The organism is Maribacter polysaccharolyticus, assembly GCF_028882255.1.
GTDB classification, from domain to species: domain Bacteria; phylum Bacteroidota; class Bacteroidia; order Flavobacteriales; family Flavobacteriaceae; genus Maribacter_A; species Maribacter_A polysaccharolyticus.
Genome location: NZ_JARBUY010000001.1, coordinates 515826 through 541765, shown reverse-complemented (window position 1 = coordinate 541765; position 25940 = coordinate 515826). Strand labels below are relative to the sequence as shown.

At 42.4% G+C, this 25940-nt stretch carries 29 protein-coding genes; 18 read left to right on the top strand and 11 right to left on the bottom strand.

All coding sequences use genetic code 11. The features are described from left to right. Positions 1-116: 116 nt before the first annotated feature. On the bottom strand, positions 117-1511 hold the full coding sequence (locus PHU20_RS02435; RefSeq protein WP_274823751.1) for a S1C family serine protease: 1395 nt from the start codon (positions 1509-1511) through the stop codon (positions 117-119). Between the two features lie 131 nt (positions 1512-1642). On the opposite strand from PHU20_RS02435, the gene dapF reads away from it, so the two are divergent. From dapF to PHU20_RS02415, 4 genes are all read left to right on the top strand, one after another. After that, on the top strand, positions 1643-2431 hold the full coding sequence (dapF, locus tag PHU20_RS02430) for a diaminopimelate epimerase (RefSeq protein WP_274823750.1): 789 nt from the start codon (positions 1643-1645) through the stop codon (positions 2429-2431). Then, the gene (locus PHU20_RS02425; RefSeq protein WP_274823749.1) at positions 2425-2946 is read left to right on the top strand and encodes a GNAT family N-acetyltransferase; all 522 of its coding nucleotides are present in this window, start codon (positions 2425-2427) and stop codon (positions 2944-2946) included. Before dapF ends, PHU20_RS02425 begins: the two co-directional genes overlap by 7 nt. Next, positions 2946-3989 (top strand): endolytic transglycosylase MltG, encoded by a 1044-nt coding sequence (gene mltG / locus PHU20_RS02420; protein WP_274823748.1) that lies wholly within the window; start codon positions 2946-2948, stop codon positions 3987-3989. The genes PHU20_RS02425 and mltG overlap by 1 nt, the downstream gene beginning before the upstream one ends. 148 nt (positions 3990-4137) lie before the next feature. Continuing rightward, positions 4138-4767 carry a hypothetical protein gene (locus tag PHU20_RS02415; protein ID WP_274823747.1) on the top strand — a complete coding sequence of 210 codons (630 nt, stop codon included), beginning with the start codon at positions 4138-4140 and terminating at the stop codon, positions 4765-4767. 55 nt (positions 4768-4822) lie between these two features. Here PHU20_RS02415 and PHU20_RS02410 read toward each other — a convergent pair whose 3' ends face one another. From PHU20_RS02410 to dnaA, 3 genes are read right to left on the bottom strand one after another with little or no spacing between them, the layout of a single operon-like run. Next, complete coding sequence (locus PHU20_RS02410) at positions 4823-5545, bottom strand: SAM-dependent methyltransferase (protein ID WP_274823746.1); 723 nt, start codon at positions 5543-5545, stop codon at positions 4823-4825. Between the two features lie 5 nt (positions 5546-5550). Continuing rightward, entirely contained in the window at positions 5551-6006 is a 456-nt protein-coding gene (locus PHU20_RS02405) for a low molecular weight protein-tyrosine-phosphatase (protein ID WP_274823745.1), read from the bottom strand. Between the two features lie 17 nt (positions 6007-6023). Continuing rightward, positions 6024-7448: a chromosomal replication initiator protein DnaA gene (gene dnaA / locus PHU20_RS02400; RefSeq protein ID WP_274823744.1), complete on the bottom strand. Its 1425-nt coding sequence runs from the start codon at positions 7446-7448 to the stop codon at positions 6024-6026. Between the two features lie 205 nt (positions 7449-7653). On the opposite strand from dnaA, the gene PHU20_RS02395 reads away from it, so the two are divergent. Continuing rightward, entirely contained in the window at positions 7654-8052 is a 399-nt protein-coding gene (locus tag PHU20_RS02395) for an acyl-CoA thioesterase (protein ID WP_274823743.1), read from the top strand. Here the strand turns inward: PHU20_RS02395 and PHU20_RS02390 are convergent. From PHU20_RS02390 to PHU20_RS02370, 5 genes are read right to left on the bottom strand one after another with little or no spacing between them, the layout of a single operon-like run. Continuing rightward, positions 8049-8663: an IMPACT family protein gene (locus tag PHU20_RS02390; protein WP_274823742.1), complete on the bottom strand. Its 615-nt coding sequence runs from the start codon at positions 8661-8663 to the stop codon at positions 8049-8051. The two genes, PHU20_RS02395 and PHU20_RS02390, sit on opposite strands and share 4 nt — an antisense overlap. Beyond that, positions 8663-9526 (bottom strand): EamA family transporter, encoded by an 864-nt coding sequence (locus PHU20_RS02385; RefSeq protein WP_274823741.1) that lies wholly within the window; start codon positions 9524-9526, stop codon positions 8663-8665. Before PHU20_RS02385 ends, PHU20_RS02390 begins: the two co-directional genes overlap by 1 nt. After that, positions 9527-10129, bottom strand: a complete 603-nt coding sequence (locus tag PHU20_RS02380) for an HAD family hydrolase (protein WP_274823740.1) — start codon at positions 10127-10129, stop codon at positions 9527-9529. Continuing rightward, positions 10122-11174, bottom strand: coding sequence for a bifunctional diaminohydroxyphosphoribosylaminopyrimidine deaminase/5-amino-6-(5-phosphoribosylamino)uracil reductase RibD (ribD, locus tag PHU20_RS02375; RefSeq protein ID WP_274823739.1), 1053 nt, complete (start codon positions 11172-11174; stop codon positions 10122-10124). Before ribD ends, PHU20_RS02380 begins: the two co-directional genes overlap by 8 nt. Continuing rightward, complete coding sequence (locus tag PHU20_RS02370) at positions 11175-11636, bottom strand: hypothetical protein (protein WP_274823738.1); 462 nt, start codon at positions 11634-11636, stop codon at positions 11175-11177. A 74-nt stretch (positions 11637-11710) separates the two neighbouring features. Here PHU20_RS02370 and PHU20_RS02365 point away from each other — a divergent pair, with 74 nt between their 5' ends. The 5 genes from PHU20_RS02365 to PHU20_RS02345 all read left to right on the top strand — a co-directional run bounded on the left by PHU20_RS02365 (position 11711) and on the right by PHU20_RS02345 (position 16724). Then, on the top strand, positions 11711-12196 hold the full coding sequence (locus PHU20_RS02365; RefSeq protein WP_274823737.1) for a GNAT family N-acetyltransferase: 486 nt from the start codon (positions 11711-11713) through the stop codon (positions 12194-12196). A 3-nt stretch (positions 12197-12199) separates the two neighbouring features. Further along, the gene (gene prmC / locus PHU20_RS02360; protein ID WP_274823736.1) at positions 12200-13066 is read left to right on the top strand and encodes a peptide chain release factor N(5)-glutamine methyltransferase; all 867 of its coding nucleotides are present in this window, start codon (positions 12200-12202) and stop codon (positions 13064-13066) included. 27 nt (positions 13067-13093) lie between these two features. Continuing rightward, positions 13094-15091, top strand: coding sequence for an NAD-dependent DNA ligase LigA (gene ligA, locus PHU20_RS02355; protein WP_274823735.1), 1998 nt, complete (start codon positions 13094-13096; stop codon positions 15089-15091). A gap of 89 nt (positions 15092-15180) precedes the next feature. Beyond that, complete coding sequence (locus tag PHU20_RS02350; RefSeq protein ID WP_274823734.1) at positions 15181-16416, top strand: cation:proton antiporter; 1236 nt, start codon at positions 15181-15183, stop codon at positions 16414-16416. Then, the gene (locus tag PHU20_RS02345; RefSeq protein ID WP_274823733.1) at positions 16416-16724 is read left to right on the top strand and encodes a hypothetical protein; all 309 of its coding nucleotides are present in this window, start codon (positions 16416-16418) and stop codon (positions 16722-16724) included. Before PHU20_RS02350 ends, PHU20_RS02345 begins: the two co-directional genes overlap by 1 nt. Here the strand turns inward: PHU20_RS02345 and PHU20_RS02340 are convergent. Both PHU20_RS02340 and PHU20_RS02335 read right to left on the bottom strand, forming a co-directional pair. Then, the gene (locus PHU20_RS02340; protein ID WP_274823732.1) at positions 16721-17632 is read right to left on the bottom strand and encodes a bifunctional metallophosphatase/5'-nucleotidase; all 912 of its coding nucleotides are present in this window, start codon (positions 17630-17632) and stop codon (positions 16721-16723) included. The genes PHU20_RS02345 and PHU20_RS02340 overlap by 4 nt on opposite strands. 1 nt (position 17633) lies before the next feature. After that, a complete protein-coding gene (locus PHU20_RS02335) occupies positions 17634-18350 on the bottom strand; it encodes a 5'-nucleotidase C-terminal domain-containing protein (RefSeq protein ID WP_338040867.1) in 717 nt (238 codons plus the stop codon). A gap of 116 nt (positions 18351-18466) precedes the next feature. Here PHU20_RS02335 and PHU20_RS02330 point away from each other — a divergent pair, with 116 nt between their 5' ends. The 8 genes from PHU20_RS02330 to PHU20_RS02295 all read left to right on the top strand — a co-directional run bounded on the left by PHU20_RS02330 (position 18467) and on the right by PHU20_RS02295 (position 25881). Beyond that, positions 18467-19003 carry a DUF6913 domain-containing protein gene (locus tag PHU20_RS02330; RefSeq protein ID WP_274823730.1) on the top strand — a complete coding sequence of 179 codons (537 nt, stop codon included), beginning with the start codon at positions 18467-18469 and terminating at the stop codon, positions 19001-19003. After that, complete coding sequence (gene dapA, locus PHU20_RS02325; RefSeq protein WP_274823729.1) at positions 19003-19893, top strand: 4-hydroxy-tetrahydrodipicolinate synthase; 891 nt, start codon at positions 19003-19005, stop codon at positions 19891-19893. The genes PHU20_RS02330 and dapA overlap by 1 nt, the downstream gene beginning before the upstream one ends. A gap of 131 nt (positions 19894-20024) precedes the next feature. Then, the gene (locus PHU20_RS02320) at positions 20025-20855 is read left to right on the top strand and encodes an outer membrane protein assembly factor BamD (protein WP_274823728.1); all 831 of its coding nucleotides are present in this window, start codon (positions 20025-20027) and stop codon (positions 20853-20855) included. Positions 20856-20867: 12 nt separating this feature from the next. Further along, on the top strand, positions 20868-21203 hold the full coding sequence (locus PHU20_RS02315) for a DNA-directed RNA polymerase subunit omega (protein WP_274823727.1): 336 nt from the start codon (positions 20868-20870) through the stop codon (positions 21201-21203). A 1-nt stretch (position 21204) separates the two neighbouring features. After that, complete coding sequence (gene coaBC / locus PHU20_RS02310) at positions 21205-22410, top strand: bifunctional phosphopantothenoylcysteine decarboxylase/phosphopantothenate--cysteine ligase CoaBC (RefSeq protein ID WP_274823726.1); 1206 nt, start codon at positions 21205-21207, stop codon at positions 22408-22410. Further along, complete coding sequence (gene porD / locus PHU20_RS02305; RefSeq protein WP_274823725.1) at positions 22403-23287, top strand: type IX secretion system protein PorD; 885 nt, start codon at positions 22403-22405, stop codon at positions 23285-23287. Before coaBC ends, porD begins: the two co-directional genes overlap by 8 nt. A 58-nt stretch (positions 23288-23345) precedes the next feature. Continuing rightward, positions 23346-24998, top strand: a complete 1653-nt coding sequence (recN, locus tag PHU20_RS02300) for a DNA repair protein RecN (protein WP_274823724.1) — start codon at positions 23346-23348, stop codon at positions 24996-24998. Positions 24999-25071: 73 nt separating this feature from the next. Beyond that, a complete protein-coding gene (locus PHU20_RS02295; RefSeq protein ID WP_274823723.1) occupies positions 25072-25881 on the top strand; it encodes an enoyl-ACP reductase FabI in 810 nt (269 codons plus the stop codon). The last annotated feature ends 59 nt before the right edge of the window (positions 25882-25940 follow it).

Here is a 25940-nt window from a genome sequence, read left to right as displayed (position 1 = left end):
TTGAGTTCTAGTTATATCAAAAATATATATTTCAAACGTTATAGTAGGTGTACTTAGTATGTAAAAAAACACCCTGATTAAAGTCAGGGTGTTTTCATTTTTAGGTTTTCTTGAGGCTATTGGAAGATAAGCCGTTCCCTTTCCCCTTTTTCGTTGATCATGGTAATACTCGTTTTTCCATATCTCGAAATACGGCCGAAAAGGGTCTTGGCCTCTTGAATATCGTTGATTTCCTCATCATCTACCGAGAGAAGTACCTTCCCGTCTAACCCATATCCGCGATAAGTTTCGGGTACACCTATGATTTTCACTCCTTTTTTGGTTTTGAAGGTTTTCTGGTCTTTTTCGGTCAGGTTTTTCACTTCAAGGCCCATGACAGGGACAAATAAGGATTGTCGCTCCTTAACGGTAACCGGAAACACAAGTTGTTCCCCATCCCTATCAATGGTAACGTCAAGTACGTCACCAGGTCTTTTGGTGGATAGATAGCCGGTCAGATCGGCGAATTTGTGCACTTCTATTTCATCTACGGCCTTGATGATGTCCCCTGCTTTTAAGTCGGCTTCATCGGCTCCTGATTCTTCCTCAATTCCTTCTATATATACCCCGTCAATCTCATTGATGCCTTTTTCAATGGCATAAGGGGTGTTGACAGAGACGGTTTTAATGCCCAAAACCCCTTTCTGGACACTTCCGAATTCCATAATATCGTCTATTACCTTTTTGGCAATATTGCTGGGCACGGCGAATGAATAACCCACATAAGACCCTGTTTGTGATGAAATCGCCGTATTAATGCCTATGAGGTCCCCATTGGTATTGACCAACGCCCCGCCACTGTTTCCGGGATTTACGGCAGCATCGGTCTGTATGAACGATTGATCGTTACTCATAAGGGCACGCGCCTTCGCACTGACGATACCGGCAGTAACGGTAGAGGTTAGATTGAAAGGATTACCTACGGCCAATACCCATTCCCCGACCTTTACATTGTCAGAATCCCCAAAAGCAAGATAGGGCAATGGTCTTTTGGCATCTATTTTCAATAGGGCAATGTCGGAATTGGGGTCGGTACCCACCAATTCTGCCTCATAGGTTTTATTGTTGTTCAATGTAACCTGTAATTGACTGGCCCCTTTGATAACGTGATTGTTGGTCACTATATGTCCGTCAGGGGATATGATCACACCTGAACCTGTCCCGATTTGGGCTTTTTGGTTGCCTTCATACCCGTAAAAGAATTCCATGAGGTTCGAGGGTCCTCTACTGATGGTAACGTTTTTGACATGCACTACCGCGTTTACCGTGGTCTCGGCAGCCGAGGTAAAATCAACTTCATTGATGCCTGCGCCTTTTGCCGATGTCGGTGAATAGCTGGAATTGATTATGGATGCTGGATTGTCATCGGCGACAACCGCATAATTTGTCCTTTCAAAAAATAGTTTGTAAGCGCCGAGTGTAACAGCTCCTGCAAAAAGTGCAATAACCAAAGAACTCCCTATTTTCTTCATACGTAACATTGTTTTTAATGATCCAGAATTATATTATCAGTGTAAAATTAAAAGAAATAAAGATTCGTTTTTTGTAGTTTAACTACAATTTAACTGCTAATTAACCCTTAAAATTACCCTATATTTGGGGCATGGAAACAAAAAAGTCACTTATTTTTTATAAGTACCAAGGAACGGGAAATGATTTTGTCATGGTCGATAACCGTAATGATATCTTTCCCAAATCGGATACCGAATTCGTTGCCCACTTATGCCATAGAAGGTTTGGGATAGGTGCTGACGGACTTATATTATTGGAGAACGATCCTACGTTGGATTTTAAGATGGTGTATTACAATGCCGATGGTAATGAAGGTTCGATGTGTGGCAACGGAGGGCGCTGTTTGGTGGCTTTTGCGAACTTTTTGGGGGTAATTGCTTCTGAAGCGAAATTCAATGCCGTCGACGGGGAGCATTCCGCAACCGTCGAAGCGGGAATCGTAGAGCTTAAAATGGGTGATGTTACGGAAATAAAGACAAAACCAAATGCTTATTTTTTGGATACCGGGTCTCCCCATCATGTTCAGTTGGTCAACGAACTTCAAAACCTGGATGTTTTTAAAGAAGGATCAAGATTGCGATATGGGCTCTATGGGGAAAAGGGAAGTAATATCAACTTTGTCGAATCGATTGGAAATGGGGCATTTGCCGTAAGAACCTACGAAAGGGGGGTCGAGGATGAAACCCTTTCCTGCGGGACAGGGGTGACTGCCACGGCCATCGCAATGCATAAAGCCGGTAAAGTGTCTGCCAATGTGGTGGATATTGAAACCCAAGGCGGGAATTTGCAAGTAAGGTTTACGGTGGATACCACAGGATATTCGAATGTATATTTAAAGGGGCCGGCTACACAGGTTTTTAAGGGGGAAATCCAATGGTAAACCTACAAGGGGAAAATATTCATTTAAGGGCCTTGGAACCCACTGATCTTGATTTTCTATATGAATTGGAGAACAATAGCGATCTCTGGGAAGTCAGTGGAACGACAACCCCGTACTCCAGGCATGTGCTAAAGCTTTATTTAGAGAATGCCCATAGGGATATTTACGATGTGAAGCAATTGCGGTTGTGTATTGCAAAAGGGGATAAGGTCTTAGGATTGATCGATCTATTCGATTTTGATCCCCAGAATAAAAGGGCAGGAGTGGGGATCGTGGTTTTGGAGCATAACGAACGGAATAAGGGCATAGGGGCCGAGGCCATCTCGCTTTTATGTGATTATGTCTTTCGGATTTTAGGCCTAAGGCAATTGTATGCCAATGTGATGGAAGGGAATTTGGCGAGTCTCCACTTGTTCAAAAAAATGGGGTTTGTTGAAGTTGGTTTAAAAAAGGATTGGATTTTATCCAATGGGGAATTTAAGAATGAAATATTGTTACAAAAGATCAATACCTAATGTATATTAGAAAAATTTTATTGTTAGTGGTGCTCTTAGGGCTCCTTATAGGGGGTGTTTTTGCCTATAAGGTGTATGATGCGGTTTTTTCCCCCAATACAAAGTTCAACAATGAAGAGGCATATGTGTACATCCCCACTGGAGCTACCATCGAAGATGTACTAGGGCTTCTTGATCCTTTGTTGGTCAATACGAAGTCTTTTGTCCATATCGCCGAACGCAAAGGGTATACCTCGAATATCAAGGGGGGTAAATATGCGATCAAAAAAGGAATGAGCAACAATGATATCGTAAATTCATTGAGGAGTAGGAACATTCCTGTAAAAGTATCGTTCAATAATCAGGAAACATTGGCCGATTTGGCCGGAAGGATTTCGTCCCAGATAGAGCCCGATAGTCTAGCCTTATTGTCGGTATTGAATGATCAAGGGTTTTACGATGCCAATGGTTTCAGTCCCGACACCAAAATAGCCATGTACATTCCGAATAGTTATGAGTTTTTCTGGAATACTTCTGCGGAAAAATTCAGGGAAAGGATGTTGAAGGAATATAACCGGTTTTGGAGCGATGAACGAAAAGCGAAGGCCAAAACCTTGGGGTTATCTGTGAATGAAGTCGTTTCCTTGGCTTCGATCGTACATAAAGAGACCGCTAAAGTGGATGAGCGCCCAAGAGTTGCAGGGGTGTATTTGAACAGGTTGCGTAGGAATATAAAATTGCAGGCCGACCCAACGGTCATCTTTGCATTAAAAAAACATACCGGAAACTTCGATACGGTCATAAAACGGGTTTTATATAAAGATCTGGAAATCGATTCACCTTATAATACCTATAAATATCCAGGTATTCCACCGGGACCGATTACCATGCCCGATATTTCCGCAATAGAGGCTGTTTTGAACCCTGAGAAACATGATTATTATTATTTTGTTGCCAATGTCGAGAACTTCGGATACCATAAATTTGCCAAAACACTGGCGCAACATAACCGAAATAAAGCCCAGTATGTCCGATGGATCGAAAGTCAAAACATTAATAGATAGGTAGTTAATCGAATTTTAAGGACTTGTTAACTAATAAACGGGATTTTTAACAAAGCCTTCCGATCATATCGTATTAAACCCCATATCTTTGCGAAGTGAAATTTAAGCAAACCTATTTTTTGGTTGTAAGTCTTAAGAAAACAGAGATATGAGAAGATGTATAGTCTTTTTTAGTTCTCTTATCATGCTGTTGATTTTTGTAAGTTTTGGTGACTTCTCGTTTGAGACGACAGTTCCTAAAACTTTAAAGGTCGATAAACCTACTGAAGTTTTGTTTCCCAAAAACGAAACTGTTTTGGCACCCACCTCGGCTACTCCACCTTTTTTAGGAAGTACGTTCTTTGGTTTTAAAGAAGCTCTGGCGTTTAAAGAATCGTCGGGCGATTATTTTGCAACGAATACTTTAGGGTATTTGGGTAAGTACCAGTTCGGTATGGGCACCTTGGAATTAATGGGTGTTTACAACCCGGCAGTATTCCTTAACGATCCTAAATTGCAGGAAAAGGCATTTGAAACCAATTTAGCCCGCAATAAATGGATTATGCGACGGGATATCAAGAAATACGTTGGTAAAAAAATCCAAGGCGTTGTGATTACCGAATCCGGAATGTTGGCTGCGGCTCATTTGGCAGGACCCGGAAATGTAATGAAATATTTGCGTTCTTATGGGAAAATCAATTTTAAGGATGCTTACGGGTCATGTATTGTCGGTTATTTGAAGAAGTTCTCAGGGTACGACCTTTCTTTGGTATTGCCCAAACGTAACCCAAAAGTGTAAGATTTTATATGCATATGAAAATGGTAGGCCCTGACGGTAACGTCGGGGTTTATTTTTATCCCTGAATAATAAAGATAGCAGGTCTTTTATTGAGGTCCATGCTGGTTTTTTGCCATTCGGAAACACTTTGTGTGCGTATGAATTCTGTGGGTAAGGTGATATCGCAAGCGATACAAAGTTGGGTATGGTCGGCGAGGGTCTTGGTGAGTTCCTTGAACAACTTATCGTTGCGATAAGGGGTTTCAATGAAAATCTGTGACTGCCGTAGGTCTATCGATTTTCGCTCTAAGGATTTTATGGCTTTTTTGCGTTCCGAAGCGTCAATGGGCAGATAGCCGTTGAAGGCAAAATTCTGACCGTTAAAACCACTTGCCATCAGGGCCAAAAGAATGGATGAAGGTCCAACCAATGGAACCACTTGTATGTTCTTTTGATGGGCAATTCGCACCACATCGGCCCCGGGGTCTGCAATGCCGGGACAACCGGCTTCGGATAGTATCCCCACATTCAGGCCTTCCTCGCAAGGGGTTAAAAATGAAGGAATGCTTTCCGCTTCCGTATATTTGTTTAGGACCTCAATGTGCAATCCCGGCTGTGATTTTCTAGGTGAAATTTTTTTGATGAAACGTCTGGCCGATTTTTCGTTTTCAACAATATAATGGTCTACCGCTTCGATAACCCTTTTTATTGAGATGGGCAATACCTCCAAAGGCTCGTTTTCGCCTAAGGTGGTAGGGATCAAATAAAGTTTTCCTTTTTGGATGTTGTTGCTTTCCATGGGGGTTACTTATTTTTCAGTTGGTCCGCGATGATCGTGCAGGCGGCATCGATAAGGTTGAATACGTGTTCAAAGCCATTGTCATCATAATAGGGGTCGGGAACCTCATTGGGGCTGGTGCCGATCTCATCGAGCAACAGCCTGACTTTATCCCTGTCTTGTTGGTTTCGGGCAAGCGCTATGACATTTTGATAATTGCTCTTGTCCATGACGTAAATGATATCAAATTCCTCAAAATCATCGACCGTGAATTGGCGACAACGCTGCTGGGTGATGTCTATGTTGTGTTTTTGGGCAACTGCAATACTACGGCGGTCGGGTTTGCTTCCGATATGATACCCCCCGGTTCCGGCGGAATCTACATAAATCGTATCGTTAGTAACCTTGCTTTGGAGGATTCCTTCGGCCAATGGGGACCTACAGATGTTTCCAAGGCAGACCATTAAAACCTTTGTTGCCATCAAATTATGTTATGAAATTATGAAAGTTTCTTCGTTAAATCCTCAATATACTTCCTGAACTGCTTATCGGTTTCGGCGAGATTGTCCACCGTTTTACACGCGTGCAATACCGTTGCATGGTCTCTTTTTCCTATTTGGGAGCCAATGCTGGCCAATGAAGCCTTGGTGAATTTTTTAGCAAAGAACATGGCCAATTGCCTGGCTTGTACAATATGTCTTTTTCTTGTCTTGGATTGTAGGGTAGCCACATCCATTTCAAAATAATCCGATACTACTTTTTGGATATAATCGATGGAAACCTCCCGTTTGGTGTTCTTGACAAACTTCTCGACTACTTGCTGGGCCAACTCTATGGTCACTTCTTTCTTATTGAATGAAGATTGGGCAATCAATGAAATGATCGCACCTTCCAACTCTCGGATATTGGTTTTGATATGTTTGGCGACGTAGTTTATGATATCTTCCGGCATTTCAACCCCGTCACGATACAGTTTGTTCTTTAAGATGGAAATCCTGGTTTCGTAATCGGGACTTTGTAATTCCGCCGACAAGCCCCATTTGAATCTTGACAACAAGCGTTGTTCGATATCCTGCATATCTACAGGAGCCTTGTCAGAGGTCAGGATCACCTGTTTGCCATTTTGGTGTAAATGGTTGAAAATATGGAAAAAAACGTCTTGTGTACCTGACTTTCCGGATAGGAATTGAACATCATCGATGATCAACACATCAATCAATTGATAAAAATGTATAAAATCGTTACGGGTATTTTTCTTTACGGATTCGATGTACTGCTGGGTGAATTTCTCCGCAGAGATATACAATACGGTCCGATCGGGATATTTGTCCTTGATTTCCACCCCTATGGCATGGGCCAAGTGGGTTTTTCCCAGTCCGACCCCACCGAAAACCAACAAAGGGTTGAATGAGGTGCCCCCAGGTTTGTTGGCTACCGCCATACCGGCAGATCGCGCCAAGCGATTGGAATCGCCTTCAAGGAAATTGTCGAAATTGTAACTTGGATTTAATTGGGATTCTATTTTGATATTGCGAATACCTGGAATGACAAATGGGTTCCGAAGTTCAGGGTTTTTCGATTTAATGGGTACGTCCATTTCTTGGGGACCCATATTTCCCCGGTTTGAACTCGGTATTTTTTCGGTAAACGGTTCACGATTGCCGTAGGTGTTTTCCATACGTATGATGTAAACCAACTTGGCCGTTTCCCCCAACTCTTTCGTTAAGGCAACTTTTAAGAGTTTCACATAGTGCTCTTCCAACCATTCGTAGAAAAATTTACTGGGTACTTGAATGCTCAAGGCATTGTCAGAAAGCTTGACGGGTTTAATGGGCTCAAACCATGTTTTGAATGCCTGCGGTTGGATATTATCTTGGATAAAAGCCAAACAATTGTTCCATACGGAATTAGCAGTAACACTCATTGTAAAAATTCTCTTGTTAATGGTTAGTTTTTAAGTATAAACAGCACTGGCTTTATTAGGAATGCAAGTGTGAATCAGATGCCGCAAATATGTGAACAAAAATTATAAAAAAAAAATGAAATGGTATTGAATTTACCCTTTTTTTTTCGCATGTTAGGTTCGCAAAATGCATGCTTATAAATATATAATTTTTAGTTGGATTATTATGGATTATAATGAAATTTCTTTTAGGGTTCGGTACTGTGAAACGGATCAAATGGGAGTGGTTCATCACGGGAATTATCCACAATACTTGGAGATGGGGAGAATAGAGTGGTTACGCTCCTTTGGGGTTTCCTATAAAGCGATGGAAGATGGTGGGGTGATTCTTCCGGTAGTTTCCGTTTCCGTGAATTATAAAAAATCGGCTTATTATGATGATCTTTTGGTAGTGCGTACACGCCTAAGTAAAAAACCGATGGTACGTATCGAATTCGATTATGAAATTTACAATGGGGAAGGCGAATTTTTGGCTGATGCGAATACGGTCCTTGCCTTTATGGATGCGAAAAAAAACAAACCGATGCGGTGCCCTGAGGATATCCTTCGAAAGTTTGGATATTAACCCCTTTTTTGCCTGATCGATACCGTATGGTATTCTTCGAATAATCGCATGGTTTTTTCAGCTTGACTTTTGGGTGCGGTAATATGTAAATCACATTCCATTTCAAGTTTTTGGGCAACGATTTCGAGATGGTGTTGTTTGATGATACGCATGACCCTATCCATGGTTTCGTAACCGAAATGGATCGTAAAATGGGCCTTTTCGATCCGTTCAACAATAGGGGATTCCTCAAGGGCCATTTGTGCAGCGGTTCTATAGGCGGTGATCAATCCCCCAACCCCTAATTTGGTGCCTCCGAAAATACGGGCTACGGCAACCAAGACGTTTGTTACTTCGAAGGACTGTATTTGTCCGTAAATGGGCATACCGGCCGAGTTGTTGGGTTCGCCGTCGTCATTGGCCCGATACCTGGGTTCACTGGTGCCCAATTGCCAGGCATAACAGACATGGTTGGCCGTATGGTGTTGTTTCTTTAGCCTTTCGATCAATGGTTTAACCTCATCCTCGGATTCAATCGGATACGCATAGCCAAAAAACTTGCTCTTTTTTTCTTTAAAGAGGATTTCCTCGGAAGGACCGGATAAGGTTTTATAACGATCAGTGTTTTCCATTAGAATACGGCTACCAATAGGATACTTATTATGGCCAATACGATTCCACCCCAGTTTTTCATGCTGATTTGTTCTTTGAACAGGATGATCCCTAAAAGGGTGGATAGCATGACTATGGCCACATTATTGATCGTAAAGACCGATGCACTGTTCAAAGTGGGATTCTGTAATGCCCGTAACAAATAAAAAATTGAAAAATAGTTGGGGACACCTAAGGCAATTCCGCCCAAGACATTTTTAAGGTTCATCCTTAAAGGGTTTTTGATCGCCTTGAAAAGTATCAGGAAAAACCCGGCAAATGCGGCAGCTGCAAAAACGGTGGCCGAAAAAAGCGGAAATTCTTCCTCCTTTATCTGTGTTTCCTGCACGTATTTGATACTGGTATCGATAATTCCAGACCCCAAGAATACCAATAAGGGTAAAATCAAGGAAGCTCTTTTGATATCGATTTCCTTTTTTTTGATTGACGTAAAATATACGGCCCCCAAGGCTAAAACAATGCCGAGGATCTTTAAAAAGCCGAGGCTTTCCTTGTACACAAGTACGCCAAAAACAACAGGGATCACCAACGACATTTTAGTGGCCACGGATGCCACGGAAACTCCGACCGCTTGGGAGGTCTTTGCCATTAAATTGAAAACGACAATGAAAAGGACACCTAGGAGAAGGGTTCCAAGAAACCAAGGTTTTTCTGCGATTTCCATCGGTTTCACCTCTCCCGAATAAAAGAACAATCCTACCGAGCAGGCGACCACATAATTGGCGATAATGGCATATATGGTTTCGATCTTGTAAATTTCATAAAGTTTGAAGATCACAAAGATCAAACTGGAGCAAAGGACACTCAGGGCAAGATCTAACATCTAAATTCTCGATTTTAATTGGGTAATATCCTCTTTTCCGACCTTTAGGTTCCACGTTTCTATACCCAGAGCTTTGGCGGCATCGGTGTTTTCAGCAGTGTCGTCTATAAAAAGGGTTTCGGGGGCGGTCAGTTTGTTTTCCCTAAGCACAAACTCATAGATTGAGTTGTGGGGTTTGCGCATCTCAATTTCATGTGAAAGATAAAATTGCTCAAAACAATTTTTAAAGCGATTGTACTTTTGCCCACCCATGTTTTCCTTGACCTTTGAAATATGCAGGGAATTGGTGTTGCTCAATAAAAATAGCCGATGTGTATTTTCCTTCGCCAATTGTTCTATGAACTCCAGTCTGTAATCGGGAAAATCCAATATCATGCCATTCCATACGGCAATGATCTCTTCTGTTGAAGCACTGGGAAAAGTTTCTTTCAACGCTTTGATAAAGGTCTCGGAGGTAATTGCCCCGATTTCATAGTTATAGCTTGTTTCCAGTAGCTTAGGGGTTAGTTCGAGGCTTCCGTATTTTTGCATTTCACGAAATACGATCTCCTTGTCCAAGTTTATAAAAACATCCCCAAAATCGAAAATGATATTCTTAATCATTCCTATATATGTTTAAAAGGTCAGAACCTAAATTAATGGTGGCCGTACTTCTGCCATGGAATTCAGGGGCTTTAAGCCCTTTTTCAAAAGTACTTTGACCGGTGAATACCCTTGCCTCATCCCATAAATCCGCTTTGATGAATCCTGTTAGTGTTTGGGCCCCGCCTTCGACCAAAACACTTATGATGTTGCGGTCGTGTAAAACACGGCAAATTTGTTCGGGGACCTTTTTCGCGAAATCGATAGGTTCATATTCAATGTGTCCCATCCATTTTGAAGTGTCGTTGACCGCAGTGAGGATAATGGTCTTTACACTTTTGTCGAATATGTGAAAGCTTGGCGGGATGCTTAAATTCCGATCTAAAACCACCCGAACAGGCGACTTTCCGGACCAATCGCGAACATTTAGTTTTGGGTTGTCTTCGAGTACGGTATGGGTACCTACTAATATGGCTTGTTCCTCACTACGCCATTTATGTACCAATTGTCTGGAGTACTTGTTCGAAATCCAATACGGTTGGGGTTCTTCATCACGCTTAGGAGGTAGCGGGGCAATGCATCCGTTTTTTGTCTCAGCCCATTTTAAGATGATGTATGGGCGCTGTTTTTGATGAAATGCCATAAAGCGCCTATGGTGTTCTAAGCAGTCCTCCTCCAATAACCCAACAGTGACATTGCAACCCGATTTTTTTAACCGTGAAATACCATTGCCCTTAACCTTCCCATGGGGGTCCATCGTGCCGATAACCACATTGGGAATCTTGTGTTTTACGATTAAATCCGCACAGGGAGGGGTTTTTCCATAATGGGAACAGGGTTCCAAGGTTACATATAAGGTTGATTTGGATAAAAGGGATTTGTCTGAAACCGAATTAATGGCGTTGACCTCGGCATGGGGTCCCCCATATGGGCTGGTGTAGCCCTCACCTATAATTATATTGTCTTTTACCAGCACGGCACCGACCATGGGATTCGGTGCGGTAACGCCAAGGCCGTTTTTTGCCAATTGAATGGCCCTTTTCATGAAAATTGGGGCAATAGACATTTACTTAATCGTTATTTCTTGACTATGGTCCACCACGTAATCATAGGAGAAACCGGCAAGCTTATACGTTATCTTCCCTTTAAAATCAACATTTACTTTCTTATTCAGTACTTGATTTAAAATGGCGCCGAATATATTGCCCTTTTTTTCCTTAAATAATTCCGATAGTGGAAAACGAACTGTCAAAGGTACAACAAAATTGTCCTTTACCGGTACTTTAAAGGCCTCAGAAGATACGGTCGCCAAGTATATCCCATCAATATAGACCTTGATTTCATCCGTAAGCAAAGTGCCTCCCAGATCATTGTCGTTCTTAAAATGGGCATTGCCCTTTAGGGTGAGGGTAGTTGAACTCACTTCCTCGACCCATACGTTTGCTATCCCCGTGAATTCCGGTTTTTTGTTAAAGGTACAGCGTTGGGTAAGTAAGGTAAGGATCAATATGAAAAATACTTTTTTCATTCTCTATAAATTTATATTTCATGTATCTTCACTCCGCTAAAATAGAACAATAAAAAAGATTGAACCGATAATTCATGGAAACAGCGATAATACGGGAAATTGAACCAAAAGACAATGAAGAAATAGCTTTGATGATTCGAAAGGTGCTGTTGGAGATGGGGGTGCCAAAGGTTGGCACGGCCTACGCCGATAAGGCTTTGGACCGGATGTTCGAAAATTATGACCGACCCAAGGCTACTTATTTCGTGGTGGAGGACAAAGGGCGTTTGATAGGAAGTGCCGGGGTGGCCCAATTGGCCAATTATGAGGGGAATGTGTGTGAACTTCAAAAAATGTATTTTTTAGGGGAAGCCAGAGGTCGGGGATTGGGTTCGGCCATGATGGGGGTCTGTCTGGACCGAGCAAGGCAGTTCGGTTTTGAAAAGTGTTATTTGGAGACCATGCCCTATATGAAGGATGCCCAGAAGCTGTATATAAAATCGGGATTTGAATATATTGATGCCCCAATGGGGGATACCGGTCATTTTTCCTGTCCGGTTTGGATGTTGAAGCAACTTTGATCTATGTTGTTAAAGGAAATCAAGACTATTTATCATAAAGAGCTCGATGCCATATATCCGAAAGAGGAGGTCGATAGCTTTTTTTATCTTACGATCGGTCATTACCTGGGGTTAGAACGTTTTGTATTGGCCTTACAGCCCGATCTAAGGGTTACCAAAGCGGAGGAGCAACCCCTTTTTGAAGTGTTGGCCCAATTGCGATTGGAAAAACCCATTCAGTATATTTTGGGTTCGGTTCATTTTATGGATTTGGATTTCAGGGTCAATGAAGCGGTACTGATTCCAAGGCCGGAAACCGAGGAGTTGGTTCGTTGGATCATCGAGGGACATAAAAACCGGCAAACCGCATTCAACATCCTGGATATCGGTACAGGAAGTGGGTGTATTGCCATATTCTTGGCAAAAGCCCTGGAAATCGCCAATGTTTTTGCGTTGGATGTTTCTGAAAAAGCTTTGGAGGTCGCCCAATGGAATGCAAGGAAAAATGAGGTTGACGTTAAATTTGTCCAGGGTGATATCTTCCAAACGGAATCACTTCAAGAACCATTCGATATTATCGTATCTAATCCGCCCTATGTCAGGATGTTGGAAAAGGATGGCATGAAGCCTAACGTATTGGATAATGAGCCCGGACTGGCCCTGTTCGTACCCGATGATGACCCTTTGGTTTTTTATAGGCGGATCATCGAATTTGCCAAAGGCAATCTGAAAAAAGGCGGATTTTTATATCTTGAAATAAACCAATACCTAGGTTCGGAGACCAAAGCGCTTTTGGACGGTGATTTTGAGGAAGTGGAACTCAGAAAAGATATCTTTGGCAATGATAGAATGTTGAAAGGGATTCTGAAAGTTGAATCACCGGTATGGTGAAAATGGTTTGAAAAAGATCGATAATAAATGGATATTAAGGAAAAAATAGAGGCACTGCGCCAAGAGCTTAGGGAGCATAACCATAATTATTATGTGTTGGATAATCCCGTCATATCGGATTATGAGTTCGATATGAAACTGAAGGAGCTTAGGGAATTGGAGGCCGGGCATCCTGAGTATTATGACCCGACCTCACCAACATTGCGTGTAGGGGGAGACATAACCAAGAGTTTCAATACCGTTGTTCACGAACACCGTATGTATTCTTTGGACAACTCGTATTCCAAAGAGGATTTGGAGGATTGGGAGAAACGTATTCAACGCATTTTGGGGGACGCCGAGGTAGCATTTACCTGTGAGCTAAAATATGACGGGGCTTCGATCAGTCTGACTTATGAAGCGGGGAGGTTGGTCAGGGCCGTTACCCGGGGAGATGGATTTCAGGGCGATGATGTAACCACGAATATAAAGACCATTCGTTCCATTCCCTTGCAATTAAAAGGGGATTACCCCCCGAAATTCGATATTCGAGGGGAAATCATCTTACCATTGGATGGCTTTGCAAAAATGAACGAAGACCGCGTTGCAGCAGGGGAAGACCCATATATGAACCCAAGGAATACCGCCTCGGGCAGCTTAAAATTACAGGACAGTGCCATGGTGGCCCAACGTCCTTTGGATTGTCTTCTCTATGGCATTGTGGGGCCGGACACCGGAATATCTTCCCAGTATCAAATGCTGGAAAAGGCGAGGGAATGGGGTTTTAAAGTGCCCTCAGTGGCCAAATTGTGCAAAAGCACCGATGAGGTTATGGCTTTTATCGATTTCTGGGATGTTCAAAGGCATAGTCTGCCCTATGAGACCGACGGTGTCGTGGTAAAGGTAAATAGTATCCAGCATCAGGAGGAGTTGGGGTATACGGCCAAATCACCGCGATGGGCCATGGCCTATAAATTCAAAGCAGAGCAGGTATCGACTATTTTAAGGGAGATTACCTATCAGGTAGGACGAACCGGGGCGATTACCCCCGTTGCCAATCTAGAGCCTGTTCTCTTGGCCGGCACAACGGTAAAAAGGGCGTCTTTACATAATGCCGATCAAATAGAAAAATTGGATGTACGTGAAGGTGATACGGTCTTTGTGGAAAAAGGAGGGGAAATCATACCAAAAATCGTTGGGGTGGATATTTCCTTAAGACCCGTAAATTCAAAACCCACCCAATATATTACACATTGCCCTGAATGCGGTACCGAATTGGTAAGGACAGCAGGGGATGCCAAACATTACTGTACCAATTTCTATGGGTGTCCGACCCAGATCACCGGACGTATCCAGCATTTCATTTCCCGCAAGGCCATGGATATTGAAGGACTGGGTGCGGAAACCGTTGAATTGTTGTTTAAGGAAGGACTCATTCGCAATTATGCAGATCTGTATATTTTGACCAAGGAGCAGGTCATGCCCTTGGAACGTATGGCGGAAAAATCGGCCGACAATTTGGTTAAGGGGGTAGCCGCTTCGGTGGATATTCCTTTTGAGAGGGTATTGTTCGCCTTGGGAATTCGTTTTGTCGGGGAAACGGTGGCTAAAAAACTGGCAAAAGCTTTTAAACATGTCGATGCCTTGATGGCTGCAACCGTCGAAGAATTGATTGCCGTGGATGAGATCGGCGAGCGTATTGCCCATAGTGTGGTCGAATTCTTTCAGAATGAGAGAAATTTGGAGAACATTGCCCGGTTAAAAAGTTATGGACTGCAGTTTGAATTGTCCGCGGATGAATTATTGAACCAAACCGAAGTCTTAAAGGGGAAAACCTTCGTGGTATCCGGGGTTTTTGAATCCGTTAGCCGAAACGATTTAAAGAAAATGATAGAGGACAATGGGGGTAAGGTGGGATCTTCCATTTCTTCGAAAACCTCTTTTTTGGTGGCTGGTGATAAAATGGGCCCCAGTAAAAGGACAAAGGCCGAAACCCTTGGGGTGCCCATAATATCCGAGCAGGATTTTCTTGGGATGGTGAATTAGTAAGGTATTTTCCGATCGTATGCATAGTCGTTGTGTTAAACATGTATTGCCCTTATTTTTGATGTAATCGTATAAAACAAAACCAAGAAATGAATTACTTTTTGATCACCACCATTTTGGTCTTTCTTTCCGCAACCTTTGGGTTTATCAATGTGCGCTTTTTAAAATTGCCCAATACCATTGGCCTAATGGTCATCACCATCTGCTTTACTTTGGGTGTATTTGCCTTAAGTTATGTTGATGATACCTTGTTGAATGCGGAAAAGTATATCATTTCCCAAATCGACTTTAAGACACTGTTGTTGGATATTATGCTGAGTTTTTTACTCTTTGCGGGTGCTTTACATACGAATTTTCAGCAATTGAGGGTGCAAAGATGGCCTATTTTGGTCTTCTCGACCATCGGGGTGTTGGTATCTACCTTTTTGGTGGGTACGGCCGTCTATTATTTATTGATGGTCTTTAGCATGGATGTTGCCTATGTGTACTGCCTATTGTTCGGGGCATTGATTTCCCCGACCGATCCGATTGCGGTATTGGGTATTCTGAAGCAAGCGGGGGCTCCCAAAATATTGGAAACTAAGATCGTGGGCGAATCATTGTTCAATGATGGGGTCGGGGTAGTGGTGTTCTTGACCATATTCCAGTTTGCATCTTCGGGCAGTGAAAGCGTATCGATGATCGATGTCCTGGAACTTTTCGGGGTTGAGGTAATTGGAGGGATTGTCCTAGGCCTGCTTTTGGGGTGGATTACCTATCGCCTAATGAAATCCATTGATGATTATGATATTGAAGTGATCATTACTTTGGCAACCGTTATGGTAGGTACGGTTATCGCGCAAAACCTCCATCTGTCCGCTCCACTGGCCATGGTGACTGCCGGATTAATGGTGGGGAACGATACCATGCGTGATAGTGCCATGTCAGAGACCACAGAAACGTATGTGGATAAGTTCTGGGAGTTGGTCGATATTCTCCTTAATACACTATTGTTTGTCCTGATAGGTATGGAAATATTGGTTTTGGCCTTTGAACTCGATTATATGATCGCCGGATTACTGTCCATTCCATTGATCCTTTTATCCAGGTATTTGTCGCTATTGTTGCCCATCGGCTTTTTTAAGGAGAAACTGGATTTTGTTCCGAATACCAATATCATAATGACCTGGGGTGGATTGAGAGGTGGGATTTCAATAGCGCTTGCATTGGGTCTTACCCAAGAGATGCATCGGGATCTATTCTTGGTGATTACCTATATTGTAGTGGTTTTCTCCATCATCGTTCAAGGGTTGACCGTTGGTAAATTGGTTAAAAAATTGACCTAATGGTGCCGAAACATTATAGCGGGTTTATGGGTACCTTGGAAGAAGATGATCCTAATGAAAATTGGCCGGACACCCTAAAGGCGTTGTGGTTCGATGCCCGCGGCGATTGGGAAGCTTCGCATGCCCTGGCCCAAGATATCGATAATGAAATAGGGAGTTGGATCCATGCGTATCTACATAGAAAGGAGGGAGACGATTTTAATGCCGGATATTGGTATGGCAGGGCCAAGAAACCATTTCCAACAATTCCACTTCAAGAGGAATTCAAACAGATCGTTGGGTTTGTCCTAACGGCCCATGGTCATTAAACGATGATGCTGGTGCCATCGGCCTTAACATTTTTGGCGCTATCAAAATAAAAATCCATTCGGCCTAGATGTATACCAAAACAACCCACTTGGTTTACCAGGATGTTATGGCCTTGGGCATTTTTGGCAATCGTTGGTTTAGGGAGAAAGGTATGGGTGTGTCCTCCGATAATAAGGTCGGTGTATTTGGTTTTTGCGGCAAGTTTTAGGTCATCCGGTTTTTGCTCGTCCTTATAGTGATAACCTAAATGGGAAAGGCAAATGATCAAATCGCATTGCTCATCCATCTTTAATCGGTTTTCCATATCGGTGGCAATTTCAAATGGATCCAAATATTGGGTTTCCTTGTACAATTTTTCGGTAACCAAACCTGCGAGCTCAATGCCAATGCCGTAGACACCCACTTTTAGGCCGTCGACCCTATAAGTGTTGTAGGGTTTTACAAAATCGTCCATAACGGTATTGCTGAAATCATAGTTGGCGGAAAGGAAATCAAAGGTCGCATTCGGGATTTGGGCAAGGAGTCCGTCTATGCCATTATCAAAATCATGGTTGCCAATGGTCGCCGCATCGTATTTTAGTTTGCTCATTAACTTGAATTCCAGTTCACCCCCATAAAAATTGAAATAAGGGGTGCCTTGAAAAATATCCCCCGCATCCAATAATAAGGTATTCGGATTTTCCGTTCGAATCGATTCGACCAAAGAAGCCCTGCGGGCAACGCCCCCCAAATTGGGAAAACTTGAATGGTCTTTGGGAAAAGTATCGATATGGCTGTGCACATCATTGGTGTGCAATATGGTTATGTGTTTTTTGGTTGCTCCCGTACAGGAACCCAACGAAAGTCCTCCCAAACCGACAAATGCAGTACTGGCCGAGGTCTGGGCGATAAATTTTCTTCTATCCATATTATTTTTCAATATAAAATCGGTTGTCCACAACCGGTGCAAGGGTATCTGCTTTTTTGAAATAATCGATTAGGGCATTTCGGAGCAAATAATCCGTATCCGTTATTGATGTGGTGTTTTTAAAGAAGCCCATATGGTCACCACCGGCCAGTAAATAATCTGAAGAGGCCACATAATAAGTCTGTTCGGGTAGGATGGGTTTCCCATTGACAAATGCCTTTTTTAGGGTCCTGTTTTTGTCCAAAACAATTTGAAGTCCGGAAATGGGGTGTGCCCTTCCGGATCGTACCAAGAACGCTACCATTTCATTCACGTCGTTTCCTGTAACCTCGGCCACTTTAATAAGGTTTTCAAAAGGCATGACCTCGAAGGCATTTCTTGCACTGACCTTTCCGGCGGAAATGCCCGAACGTATTCCCCCATGGTTCAATAAGACAAAATCTATATCCTTTCCCGTTCGGGCCTTGAAAATGGGGTTGGCTTGACTGTGAACGATGTCGGCCATAAGGTTTCCTGCAGTGGTATTGAACTCCCCATCCTCTTTGGAAATTGGATTCGGTGCATAGGCCAAAGTACTGTCCAACACCTCGTTGATTCGATTTTTATAAGGTAAAATGAAGTCTTCTATATCCGTGGTTTTGGTGATGGTACTGTCTATTGCCAGTTGTTTTCCCTCTATTTTGTGTATGACCCGATGGTCCTGTTTGCAGGAAATCAAACCAATAATTGTTATGAATATAACAAAATGTTTTATTTTTAAAACCATTATTGTTTTTACCTTAGCCCCATCAAAATGAGGGTTTATTATTTACATTTGCGTAAATGTAAAATTACATGTTTTTAAAAAGAATTAAGGATAAATTCAAACGTAAATCCGGTAAAAAGTTCTTAAAGGAAGAGTTGGCCAAACCTCCATCTAATGTGGAGGGGGAAAAGGGGATTACATCCATCGGTTGTATAGTGGATTTGGATCGTTTTGAAAAGTCCGAACTCTTTTTGGAATTTATTGAAGAATATAATTTAAGGCCCAATGCGGTAAAGGTCATTGGGTATAAAAGTTATTATGATAAGAACTCACCGTATGCCACGCCTGTCTTTTCGGATAAGGATTTAGGATGGAAAGGGGAAATCGCAAACAGTTACGCGTTGGAGTTCTTAAGTAGGGATTATGATTTGCTGGTCAATTATTATACGACGGACAATCTATTGTTGCAGTTGATGACCGTAAAGACCAAGGCACGTATTAAGGTGGGCTTTATGGAGGTGGATCAACAATTGAACGATTTGATTTTAGGTTTGCCCCTAAAAGATTTTAAAATGTTTAAACTAGAACTTAAGAAATATCTGAAAGTTCTGAATGAAATTGAATAATGGATAAATTGATGGGAACGGGAGTTGCCTTGGTGACGCCTTTTAAGAGCGATCTTACGGTTGATACCATGGCACTGACCAATATTGTGGAGCATTGCATTGCAGGAGGGGTCGATTATTTAGTGGCTCTGGGTACTACTGCTGAAACCGCAACACTTACCGAGGAAGAGAAACAATTGGTTTTGGAAACCATTGTAAGTGCCAATGCCAATAGATTGCCATTGGTTATAGGTATCGGGGGCAATAACACCCATGCCGTAATTGAGACCATCAAAAAAACGGACTTAAGTGGTTTTGATGCCATTCTTTCGGTATCCCCATACTACAATAAGCCTACCCAAGAAGGGATCTACCGGCATTTTAAGGCCATTGCCGAAAATTCACCCTTGCCTTTGATTGTTTATAATGTACCGTCAAGGACCGGAAGTAATATGCTTCCGACTACTGTGCTGCGCTTGGCCAATGATCTTGATAATGTCATAGGCGTCAAGGAAGCTTCAGGGGATATGTCACAGGTCCTTCAATTGACCAAGGATAAACCTAAAGGTTTTATGGTGATATCCGGGGATGATATGACGGCGTTGTCCACCGTATTGGCTGGGGGATCCGGGGTGATCTCAGTTTTGGCCCAAGGGGTTCCCAATGCGTTTTCCGAGATGATCCGATTGGGGTTGAAAGCCGAAGTGAAAGCTGCATTTGAACTGCAATACGCGCTTCAAGAAGGTATGGGATTGATTTTCCAAGAAGGCAATCCGGCAGGTATCAAATCCGTTTTCGAAGCTATGGGTCTGGCAACAAGTGCGGTTAGATTGCCATTGGTTCCTGTTTCTGAGGGACTTCGGGAAAAAATAAAACAATTTGTTAAGCCTTTCGCCGGACTACAGGTATAGTCGCATGCCATTGAAAAGTTAAATCTAAGCCAAATAGCGCGCATTTGTGTTTTTGGGGGGCTACTTTAGTACCATAAAATTTGTTTTTTAATTCCGTTGAGAATCCCTAATTTTGCAAAATGTTTTTTAAAATGAAGAAATTTTTACCATTTCTTGGTTTACTATTGGTCATGTCGTCATGTAGCGAGTATCAAAAAGCGCTTAAAAATGAAGATGTTAAGCTGAAGTTGGACCTTGCCCAAAAATTTTACGATGATGGGGATTACAAACGATCTAACCGTTTGTTCGAACAGATTGCGCCCAAATATGTAGGCAAACCGCAAGGGGAGCGTATCATGTTCTTTTTTGCGAACACCTATTATGAATTAAAGGATTACAATATGGCCGGTTATCAGTTCGAGCGGTTCATCAAATCCTACCCCAAGAGCGACAAAGTGCTCGAAGTTGCATTTTTAGGGGCTAAAAGTTATTATAACCTTTCACCGGATTATTCCTTGGATCAGACCGATACCGATAAGGCTTTGGTAAAATTACAGACTTTCATTAACATGTACCCGGATTCGGAGTACTTTGATGAGGCCAATAAAATGGCTAAGGAACTGACGACAAAAAAAGAGCAAAAAGCTTTTGAAATCGCCAAACAGTTCAATAAACTTGGTCATTTCGATTATTCGTTTTTAACGCCTTCCATAGCTGCCTTCGATAATTTTATTTCTGATTATCCGGGCTCCATTTTCAGGGAAGAGGCGTTGTACCTTAAATTCGAATCGGCAACACAGTATGCCTTGAATAGTTTTATCCAATTGAGGCCTGAACGTCTTAAGACGGCGAAAGCAGCGTACAATGTATTGAAAAAGCAATATCCGAATACTAAATTTGCCGAAGAGGCAGATGAATTATTGGGCAAAATCGAAGAGGAAATCAAAAATCCCACGATTATAGTGGAAAGACGAACAAGATAAAAAGTTGTTATTATGAATATGAACGATTTAAAGAACTCCAAAGCAGCGGTTTCAACGGTGACCATTAATAAAAATGAGTTCGATAAAAAAACAGAAAATATTTATGAAGCGATTTCAATAGCGGCCAAAAGAGCGGTTCAGATCAATTCTGAAATCAAAAAAGAGCTTTTGGAAAAATTGGAGGAATTCGCGACATACAGTGATAGTCTGGAAGAAGTTTTCGAAAACAAAGAGCAAATAGAGGTTTCCAAATTTTACGAAAAACTTCCTAAACCCCACGCCATGGCAGTAGAAGAGTGGTTGATGGATAAAATATACCATAGGAATACAGAGAAAGACACCGAGTAGTATGTTGGGTGGCAAGAATATCCTTTTAGGCATTACCGGGGGAATTGCTGCTTACAAGACTACCTTTCTTGTACGTTTATTGATTAAAGCTGGTGCAAATGTCAAAGTAGTATTGACAGAAAGTGCCAGCTATTTTGTTTCCCCCTTAACGTTGGCCACCCTATCCAAAAATCCGGCGGTTACCGCATTCGTAAAAGAAGAAGGATCGGAAACGGATTGGAACAACCATGTGGATCTTGGGCTTTGGGCAGATATGATGATCATTGCCCCGGCGACAGCCAATACCATGTCCAAAATGGCCACTGGGAACACGGATAACCTATTGACCGCCGTGTATTTATCAGCAAAATGTCCTGTTTTTTTTGCGCCGGCGATGGATTTGGATATGTATCAACATCCTGCAACCAAAACTTCCATAAACACCTTACTGTCTTACGGTAATATCATGATACCACCAACGTCAGGGGAATTGGCGAGTGGTTTGCATGGGGAGGGGCGCATGGCCGAGCCTGAGGAAATCATTGATTTCGTTAAGGGTTACTTATTGAAAGGCCTTCCTTTAAAAGATAAAAAGGTGGTAATCACTGCAGGACCGACTTATGAGGCTATCGATCCGGTTCGGTTCATCGGTAACCATTCAACCGGACAAATGGGTTATGAATTGGCAAAGGTGGCCGCAAATCTAGGGGCCGAGGTCATTTTGGTTTCAGGACCCACGAACCAGACCATTGCCCATGATTCGATCAAGGTGGTGGGCGTGGTTTCGGCAGACGATATGTATGAAGTGGCCCATGAGCATTTCAATACGTGTGATATTATGATTGCTGCAGCTGCCGTGGCCGATTACAAGCCAAAAACCGTGGCGACCCAAAAAATAAAGAAGAAAGAGGATAACCTTACTTTGGAATTGGTGAAGAACCGAGATATTCTAAAGTCATTGGGGGAATGTAAAACGGGTCAGTTTTTGGTGGGTTTTGCCCTGGAGACTGAAAATGAGCTCGAAAATGCCAAGGGAAAATTGGAAAGAAAGCACTTGGATGCCATTGTCCTGAATTCCTTGAACGATGATGGGGCCGGATTCGCAAGTAATACCAACAAAATTACCTTCTTGGATAAGAATTCACGGATAAAAGCGTTTCAATTAAAAACCAAGGCCGAGGTTGCCGAGGATATATTGAACGAAATCATAATTCGGTTGAATGCGTAAATTCTTATTTGTTTTAATTTTTTCATTTTCCGTACTAACATCTGCCCAGGAATTGAATTGTGTGATAACGGTCAATTCAGATCAAGTATCACAGACAAACCAGCAGGTATTTAAGACGTTGGAGCGCTCCTTGAACGATTTTGTGAATAAAACGAAATGGACGAACCGTATTTATAAGGAAAATGAACGGGTAAACGCACAAATGTTCATTACCATTACCGATTACGAATCCAATAGTTTCAAGGGAAATATACAGATCCAATCTTCTCGACCTGTTTACAATACCTCTTATGAAACCCCGATATTCAATTATAAGGACAATCAATTCAGTTTCCAATATATTGAGTTCCAACCCTTGATTTTCAATGAGAATGTATTCGAATCCAATCTGGTAAGTGTCATGGCCTATTATGCTTATGTCATTTTGGGACTGGATGCAGATACTTTTTCCTTGGAGGGGGGGAGTGAATATTTCAGAAAAGCCCAAAATATAGTTACCCAAGCCCAAAGTAGCAGTTCATTGGGTTGGAGCCAATCTACGGATCGAAGCCGTTTTGAGTTGGTCGATAACCTCATGTCGAACACCTATAGGGAATACCGGGTCGCCATGTACAATTACCATCGCAAGGGAATCGATATTCTTGCCGATAACAATAGTACGGGGAAACAAGTAATAGCCGGGACATTGAATTTGTTCGAGACGATGATCAAAAGAAGGCCGAACGCCTTTTTGATTTCCACTTTCTTCGACGCCAAATCGGATGAGATTCGCAATATTTTTTCCGACGGACCGAAAGTGGACGTCGTGAAGTTAAAGGAAACCCTCAATCGTATCGCCCCGCTTTATTCCAGTACATGGAATGATATAAAATATTGATCTCCGTTTTTTTCAACTGAAATAAAAATTATCTTTACGCAATCCAAAATTCAAGGTTTTGCTGAAGAATCTTTCCATTAAGAATTACGCTCTGATCGATAGGCTAAATGTGTCTTTCGGTAATGGTTTTACGTGTATTACCGGAGAAACCGGTGCTGGTAAATCAATTTTGTTGGGCGGACTTTCGTTGGTGTTGGGGAAACGTGCCGATTTGTCCACTTTGCGTAACAAAGATGAAAAATGCATCGTAGAAAGTGATTTCGAAATCGGCAGTTATGGACTTTCATCCTTTTTTCTTGAGCATGATCTGGATTATGAGGAGAAGACCATAATTCGTAGGGAAATATTGCCTAGTGGAAAATCCAGGGCCTTTGTGAACGATACGCCGGTGACCTTGGGGGTGCTTTCCAAGTTGGGGAGTAAATTGATTGATATCCACTCCCAGCACCAAACCTTGCAGTTGGCCGAAAACGAATTTCAATTCAAGGTAATCGATGCCTTGGCAGGTACTAAGGATTTGCGGACGCAATATTCCGCACAATTGAATGAATATCGGAAGATTTCCAAGGAATTGAACGAATTGGTCGAATTTCAGGGCAATGCCATCAAGGAGCATGAATACAATAGCTTTTTATTGAAAGAGCTCGAAGAAGCCCGTTTGAAAGAAGGTATGTTGGAGGAATTGGAAGAGCAATACCGGCAATTGAGCAATGTGGAAACCATCGTCGAGCTATTGGCCCAAGGGCACCAACTCATGAATGACGAACAAGTGGGGGTCATGAACCTATTGTCCGAATTAAAGCAAGTATCGGGCAAACTATCGGGTTTTGGTGCTGCATATGCCGCCTTGGATAACAGGATACAATCCGTGTTCATAGAAATGGATGATATCGCGGCAGAAGTACAGGGACTTTCCGATCAGGCGGATCTTGACCCGAGAATGTTGGAAGAGGTGAATGCCAAATTGCAATTGCTTTATAGTTTGCAGAAAAAACACGGGGTGCGGGAAATTTCAGGGTTGATCGAAATAAAAGAAGAGCTCTTTGAAAAAGTCGATGCTACCGAAAACATAGAGGCTACCATTGCCGATAAACAAAAGCAATTGGAGGGGCAAGCGCAAATACTCAATGATCTGGCTTCCAAAATATCGAAGAAAAGACAACAGGTCATCCCGGATTTAAAAGCACAGATTGAAGAAAAGCTTGCACTGTTGGGGATGCCAAGTGCCCGGTTCAAAATAGAATTGCTTCCTTCGGGGGATTTTAAGCAAAACGGTAAGGATAATCTCTTATTTTTATTCGCAGCCAATAAAGGAACCGATTTTGGCGATATCAAAAAAGTAGCTTCAGGTGGTGAGCTTTCACGTATCATGTTGACCATAAAATCCATAATGGCGAAATATGAAAACCTCCCGACCATGATGTTCGACGAAATAGATACCGGTGTTTCCGGGGAAATCTCGAACCGTATGGGTGGGATTATGTATGAAATGAGCAGGAATATGCAAATTTTTTCAATCACGCACCTCCCTCAGGTGGCTTCTAAGGGCGATCATCATTTTAAGGTGTACAAAGAGGATAAGTCTGGGGGTACCTTAACGAATATGAAAGAATTATCGAAAGACGAAAGGGTAGTGGAGTTGGCCGAAATGTTAGGTGGAAAGGACCTTTCGGAATCGGCTATGGCCCATGCCAGGCAATTGTTGAACTAACGAACATTACAGACCTCGTATATTATATATTTTAAATATCTTTGGCGAAATAATCAACTAAGAAAAACAGAACATGGCTTATAATTTATTAAAGGGTAAAAAAGGGATTATTTTTGGTGCACTTGATTCAAATTCAATTGCTTGGAAAACTGCGGAAAGGGTACATGAGGAAGGTGGGACTTTTGTGTTGACCAATGCCCCTATTGCCATGCGTATGGGTCAAATCAATGAATTGGCTGAAAAAACCGGTTCTCAAATAGTACCTGCCGATGCCACAAGCACCGAAGATCTTGATAAATTGGTAAGTCAGTCCATGGAAATCCTTGGGGGTAAGATCGACTTTGTATTGCATTCCATCGGTATGTCGATCAATGTCCGGAAAGGACGGCACTATACAGATCAGAATTATGAATTTTCGCATAAAGGATGGGATGTTTCCGCCTTATCTTTCCATAGGGTCATGCAGAGCCTGTATAAAGCGGATGCCATGAACGAATGGGGCAGTATCGTTGCATTGACCTATATGGCCGCACAACGATCTTTCCCCGATTATAACGATATGGCCGATAACAAGGCTTATTTGGAATCCGTAGCCCGTAGTTTTGGGTATTTCTTCGGGAAAGAAAAGAAGGTTAGGGTAAACACTATTTCGCAATCACCGACCCCAACAACAGCGGGTCAAGGGGTGAAAGGCTTTGATGGTTTTATAAGTTATGCAGAGCAAATGTCCCCACTGGGTAATGCTACGGCCCTGGAGTGTGCCGATTATACCTTGACATTATTCTCCGATTTGACCAAAAAAGTGACCATGCAGAATCTTTTCCACGATGGTGGCTTCTCCAATACCGGGGTTAGTCAAGAAGTTATGGAGAAGTTCCAATAATAGTATATTGAGGTAATTTTTATCCCCTTCGTTGACCTGAAAGGGGATTGGTTGCTACG

Bases quoted from the DNA above. Each gene is read 5' to 3' on its own strand.
- dapA (WP_274823729.1), top strand. From the start codon at position 19,003: ATGGATAAATTGATGGGAACGGGAGTTGCCTTGGTGACGCCTTTTAAG.
- dapF (WP_274823750.1), top strand. From the start codon at position 1,643: ATGGAAACAAAAAAGTCACTTATTTTTTATAAGTACCAAGGAACGGGA.
- ligA (WP_274823735.1), top strand. From the start codon at position 13,094: ATGGATATTAAGGAAAAAATAGAGGCACTGCGCCAAGAGCTTAGGGAG.
- PHU20_RS02315 (WP_274823727.1), top strand. From the start codon at position 20,868: ATGAATATGAACGATTTAAAGAACTCCAAAGCAGCGGTTTCAACGGTG.
- prmC (WP_274823736.1), top strand. From the start codon at position 12,200: ATGTTGTTAAAGGAAATCAAGACTATTTATCATAAAGAGCTCGATGCC.
- PHU20_RS02390 (WP_274823742.1), bottom strand. From the start codon at position 8,663: ATGGAAAACACTGATCGTTATAAAACCTTATCCGGTCCTTCCGAGGAA.
- PHU20_RS02340 (WP_274823732.1), bottom strand. From the start codon at position 17,632: ATGGATAGAAGAAAATTTATCGCCCAGACCTCGGCCAGTACTGCATTT.
- PHU20_RS02345 (WP_274823733.1), top strand. From the start codon at position 16,416: ATGGTGCCGAAACATTATAGCGGGTTTATGGGTACCTTGGAAGAAGAT.
- PHU20_RS02320 (WP_274823728.1), top strand. From the start codon at position 20,025: ATGAAGAAATTTTTACCATTTCTTGGTTTACTATTGGTCATGTCGTCA.
- PHU20_RS02365 (WP_274823737.1), top strand. From the start codon at position 11,711: ATGGAAACAGCGATAATACGGGAAATTGAACCAAAAGACAATGAAGAA.
- porD (WP_274823725.1), top strand. From the start codon at position 22,403: ATGCGTAAATTCTTATTTGTTTTAATTTTTTCATTTTCCGTACTAACA.
- ribD (WP_274823739.1), bottom strand. From the start codon at position 11,174: ATGTCTATTGCCCCAATTTTCATGAAAAGGGCCATTCAATTGGCAAAA.
- PHU20_RS02410 (WP_274823746.1), bottom strand. From the start codon at position 5,545: ATGGAAAGCAACAACATCCAAAAAGGAAAACTTTATTTGATCCCTACC.
- PHU20_RS02350 (WP_274823734.1), top strand. From the start codon at position 15,181: ATGAATTACTTTTTGATCACCACCATTTTGGTCTTTCTTTCCGCAACC.
- PHU20_RS02435 (WP_274823751.1), bottom strand. From the start codon at position 1,511: ATGAAGAAAATAGGGAGTTCTTTGGTTATTGCACTTTTTGCAGGAGCT.
- mltG (WP_274823748.1), top strand. From the start codon at position 2,946: ATGTATATTAGAAAAATTTTATTGTTAGTGGTGCTCTTAGGGCTCCTT.
- PHU20_RS02330 (WP_274823730.1), top strand. From the start codon at position 18,467: ATGTTTTTAAAAAGAATTAAGGATAAATTCAAACGTAAATCCGGTAAA.
- PHU20_RS02295 (WP_274823723.1), top strand. From the start codon at position 25,072: ATGGCTTATAATTTATTAAAGGGTAAAAAAGGGATTATTTTTGGTGCA.
- PHU20_RS02370 (WP_274823738.1), bottom strand. From the start codon at position 11,636: ATGAAAAAAGTATTTTTCATATTGATCCTTACCTTACTTACCCAACGC.
- PHU20_RS02405 (WP_274823745.1), bottom strand. From the start codon at position 6,006: ATGGCAACAAAGGTTTTAATGGTCTGCCTTGGAAACATCTGTAGGTCC.
- dnaA (WP_274823744.1), bottom strand. From the start codon at position 7,448: ATGAGTGTTACTGCTAATTCCGTATGGAACAATTGTTTGGCTTTTATC.
- PHU20_RS02415 (WP_274823747.1), top strand. From the start codon at position 4,138: ATGAGAAGATGTATAGTCTTTTTTAGTTCTCTTATCATGCTGTTGATT.
- PHU20_RS02385 (WP_274823741.1), bottom strand. From the start codon at position 9,526: ATGTTAGATCTTGCCCTGAGTGTCCTTTGCTCCAGTTTGATCTTTGTG.
- PHU20_RS02425 (WP_274823749.1), top strand. From the start codon at position 2,425: ATGGTAAACCTACAAGGGGAAAATATTCATTTAAGGGCCTTGGAACCC.
- PHU20_RS02395 (WP_274823743.1), top strand. From the start codon at position 7,654: ATGGATTATAATGAAATTTCTTTTAGGGTTCGGTACTGTGAAACGGAT.
- coaBC (WP_274823726.1), top strand. From the start codon at position 21,205: ATGTTGGGTGGCAAGAATATCCTTTTAGGCATTACCGGGGGAATTGCT.
- PHU20_RS02380 (WP_274823740.1), bottom strand. From the start codon at position 10,129: ATGATTAAGAATATCATTTTCGATTTTGGGGATGTTTTTATAAACTTG.